This window comes from Alkalimonas sp. (assembly GCF_020831925.1).
Lineage (GTDB): Bacteria > Pseudomonadota > Gammaproteobacteria > Enterobacterales > Alteromonadaceae > Alkalimonas.
Window position 1 is genome coordinate 1 of record NZ_JAFIFQ010000105.1, and the last position, 4006, is coordinate 4006.

Sequence of the window (4006 nt, forward strand, 5' to 3'; positions counted from 1 at the left end):
CATGTCGATATCTATATCTGAGCCTTTTCTGCTACCATAGCCGACAGAATTTTCGCTTCATCCGTTAAGGCAGGCATGGCATCCATTCGTAAAGAAGTCGCGGCAGCATTTCGTCCTGAAGGGCCGCTGGCCTGCCATATTGCAGGCTTTCATGCCCGCGATGCCCAGTTGCAGTTAGCGGAAAGTATTGCCAAAGCCATCGATAATCACAGTGTGCTGGTGGCTGAAGCCGGTACCGGTACCGGAAAAACCTTTGCTTATCTGGTGCCGGCGTTGTTATCCGGCCAGAAAGTGTTGATTTCGACCGGTACCAAGAATCTGCAAGAGCAACTGTTTCACCGCGATTTACCAACCATGACGGCCGCTTTGGCCAGCCCGCTGCAATTGGCGCTGTTAAAAGGTCGCTCTAATTACTTGTGCCTGTACCGGCTGGAGCAGCATGTGTCTCATGTACCGGTGGCAGAGCCGCAGCTGATGCAGGATTTAAGTTTAATCAACAAGTGGGCGGCGGAAACCCAGACCGGCGATATTGGCGAGCTGACCTACATTGCCGAAGACTCCAAAGCCCTGCCTTATGTCACCAGTACCACCGACAACTGCCTGGGTAAAGATTGCCCGGTGTATGAAGACTGTCATTTATTAAAGGCGCGCAAAAAAGCCCAGGCGGCCGATCTGGTGGTAGTGAACCATCATCTGTTTTTTGCCGACCTGGCCATTAAAGACACCGGCTTTGGTGAGCTGTTGCCAAATATGGATGTGTTTGTGTTCGATGAAGCGCATCAGCTCCCGGATCTGGCCTGCGACTACTTTGGTGAGCATGTCTCCAGCAGGCAGTTGCTGGAATTGTGCCGCGATCTGGATCTGGCCTGCAAAACCGATTTGCGCGACCACCCGCAGCTGCGCAAAATCAACGACAAAGTTGCACAGCAGGTGAAAGACTGGCGCTTGCAGTTCCCAGTGGAGCCCGAGCGGGGAAACTGGCGCGAGCGCAGCCAGCATCCTCAGATGCAAAGCATGCTGCAGCGCCTGACCGAGAACATGGATTTGTTGTACCAGGTGTTAAAGGAAAGTCTGGGCCGCAGTGAAGCGGCCGATCATTGCTTTGAGCGGTTGGCGCAAAACCGCAGCCGCTTGCAAAAGCTCAACGATACCAGCAAGCCGGATGTCAGTCTTTGGTACGACACCAGCCGCATGCATCTAACTTTGCATCTGACGCCGCTCAGCATCGCTGAGAAATTTCGTGCTGTGGTTTTTGCCGAGCAAAAAAGCTGGGTTTTCACCTCGGCAACCTTGTCGGTTGATGGTGGTTTTGCCCATTATCAACAGCAAATGGGGCTGGAACAGGCCGAGAGTCTGCTGCTTGACAGCCCCTTTGATTATGCCGAGCAGGCGCTGCTCTGCGTGCCACGGTATCTGCCCGAGCCACATCAGCATCAGGCTATGCAGCAAGCACTGCTGCAAACAGCTATTCCCCTGATTCAGGCCAATCAGGGCCGCTGCTTTATGCTCTTTACCAGCCACCGCATGCTGAAATGGATGGCCGATGTGCTGCCGGAACAGATCCGTCAGCCGGTGCTGGTACAAGGTCAAACCAGCAAAAGGGTGTTGCTTGATAAGTTTGTCCAGCTGGATGATGCGGTACTGCTGGGGACCAGCAGCTTCTGGGAAGGGGTGGATGTGCGTGGTGATGCGCTTAGTCTGGTGATTATCGACAAGCTGCCTTTTGCCAGCCCGGATGATCCTTTGTTGCAAGCCCGAATGGAAGCCAGTAGCAAGCAGGGGGGGGATCCTTTTGCCGCGGTGCAGTTGCCGCAGGCCGTGATCAGCTTAAAGCAGGGCGTAGGGCGCTTAATCCGTGATGTCACAGACCGAGGGGTGCTGGTGATTTGCGATAACCGCCTAGTGACCCGGCCTTATGGTGAAGTGTTCTTAAAAAGCCTGCCGCCTATGCAGCGCACCCGGGATCTGACCCGAGCTTTGCAGTTTATTGCCGACAAAGCCGCCGCCAAGCTGTCTGTCTGACATGGCATTTTAGCGCCTGAGCAGGTAAAATCCGGGCTCTTTAAGTGCTGCTCTGGAGTGGAATGTGAAATTACTGGCCCTGGATACGTCAACCGAAGCCTGCTCGGTCGCATTGCGGCTTAATGACGAAGTGCTGGCTTTGGATGAGGTCTGTCCGCAGCAACACAGCAAACGGGTACTGCCGATGGTGCAACAGTTGCTGAGCGATGCTGGGCTGACACTGAGCCAACTTGATGGGCTGGTGTTTGGTAAAGGGCCCGGCAGTTTTACCGGAGTGCGCATTGGGGTTGGCGTGGCGCAGGGACTGGCTTTTGGCGCTGACTTGCCCGTTTTTGGTGTTTCTACCCTGGCGGCGATGGCGCAGGCCGCGCAGCGTTTGCACCAGGCCAGCCAGGTGCTGGCAGCCATTGATGCCCGTATGGCGGAAATTTACTTTGGCCATTATCAATTGGATGATACCGGCATTATGCAGCTGCAAGGGCAGGAGCAAGCGATCCGGCCTGAATTGCTGCCGGCGTTGGAAGGAAGCCTGAATTACACTGCGGTCGGCACTGGCTGGCAGACGTATGGGGCCTTGCTGCAACAATGGCAGTCAGCCAAAAGCACCGATATTATGTACCCATCAGCCCGTGATATGTTGACTCTGGCCGTGCCAGCCTGGCAGGCGGGCAGCTTTGTAGCGGCGGAGCAAGCGGAGCCAAGCTATGTGCGCGATACCGTCAGCTGGCAAAAACTTCCTGGTCGCTGACTTTTCAGTTGGCGGATATCTGGTTATACTCTGAGCATTGTTCCATCTGTTGAGCCACCTCTTTGAGCCTGAGTCTGGATAACAATCTTGCTGCCACTGGCGTCGCGGGGATCTTCCGGGATACTACGGCCCGACCTGCCCGGCCCCAAGAGCCCGCCGTTAACTCAGAGCTGCCGGAAGGGCGGGGTATACGCCGCTCTGAAAAAGCGCTGGATGCGCTGGAGCAAAACCGTACCAGAAAAAATGCCATGTCTGCAGGGGTACAGGCCTCGCAAAAGACAGCGCTGTATCAGGACATTGCCAATCAACAGCAACGCTCTGAACTGCAATCCATGTTAGGCATTGATCTTTACGCCTAAGCCGTTCTGATCTTCCTTATCTTTCTGCTCGTATAAGCCTGCATTGCCCTCAATCGGAACCATCATGCCTTATTGCTTAATTACCGGTGCCAGCTCAGGCATTGGCCGCCAGTTGGCTATCCATTATGCCAAAGCAGGCTGGCGGGTGTTGGCGGTGGCTCGCTCGACCGATGCGTTGAATGCGTTAGCACAACAGCACGCTGGCATTCAGCCTTTTACCGCGGATCTTACTCAGGAAAAAGACATCGCAGCCTTGTGCCAGGCTGTGGCAGACTCTGGTCAGCCATTGGATTTAGCGATTCTCAATGCCGGTACCTGCGTCTATGTGGATGCGACTGATCTTAAGCTAAGTGACTTTGAGCAGACCTTTGCCATTAACTTTTTTGCCTTGGTTGCACTGAGTGCTGCTCTGTTGCCCTTGCTGAAACAAGCGACAACAGGTCGGTTAGCCTTGGTAAGCAGCCTGGCACATTATTTTCCATTTACCCGGGCTGAAGCCTATGGGGCCAGTAAAGCTGCCGTCAGTTATTTTGCCGATAGCTTGCGGGCAGATTGGGCCAGCGAAGGAGTGGCGGTGAGCCTGATTGAGCCAGGTTTTGTCGATACACCGCTGACGCAGAAAAATGATTTTGCTATGCCGTTTTTACTGACTGTGGAAGATGCCACCAACCGCATTGTCTCGGGGCTGGATAAAAGCAAGCCGCGTATTCGCTTTCCTAAACGCCTGGTCTGGTCGCTAAATCTGTTACGGGTTTTGCCGTATCGCTGGCGAATTCGTCTGGCGAAAGGGATGAAACAATGAATTGGCGCGCTGTGATTGGCTTTGAACTGGGTTGGCTGGCGCTGGTGTATTTTCAACATCTGGCGATGCTGCCAG

Annotated in this window: 4 protein-coding genes; all 4 read left to right on the forward strand. The window is 54.4% G+C overall.

Annotated elements, in window-relative coordinates:
• Positions 1–75: 75 nt before the first annotated feature.
• The 4 genes from JJU14_RS16195 (at position 76) to JJU14_RS16210 (ending at position 3931) form a co-directional block, all read left to right on the forward strand.
• A complete protein-coding gene (locus tag JJU14_RS16195) occupies positions 76–2022 on the forward strand; it encodes an ATP-dependent DNA helicase (protein ID WP_228614762.1) in 1947 nt (648 codons plus the stop codon).
• Positions 2023–2086: 64 nt separating this feature from the next.
• Positions 2087–2770, forward strand: a complete 684-nt coding sequence (tsaB, locus tag JJU14_RS16200; protein ID WP_228614763.1) for a tRNA (adenosine(37)-N6)-threonylcarbamoyltransferase complex dimerization subunit type 1 TsaB — start codon at positions 2087–2089, stop codon at positions 2768–2770.
• A 62-nt stretch (positions 2771–2832) separates the two neighbouring features.
• On the forward strand, positions 2833–3129 hold the full coding sequence (locus JJU14_RS16205) for a hypothetical protein (RefSeq protein WP_228614764.1): 297 nt from the start codon (positions 2833–2835) through the stop codon (positions 3127–3129).
• 64 nt (positions 3130–3193) lie between these two features.
• The gene (locus JJU14_RS16210; protein ID WP_228614766.1) at positions 3194–3931 is read left to right on the forward strand and encodes an SDR family NAD(P)-dependent oxidoreductase; all 738 of its coding nucleotides are present in this window, start codon (positions 3194–3196) and stop codon (positions 3929–3931) included.
• The last annotated feature ends 75 nt before the right edge of the window (positions 3932–4006 follow it).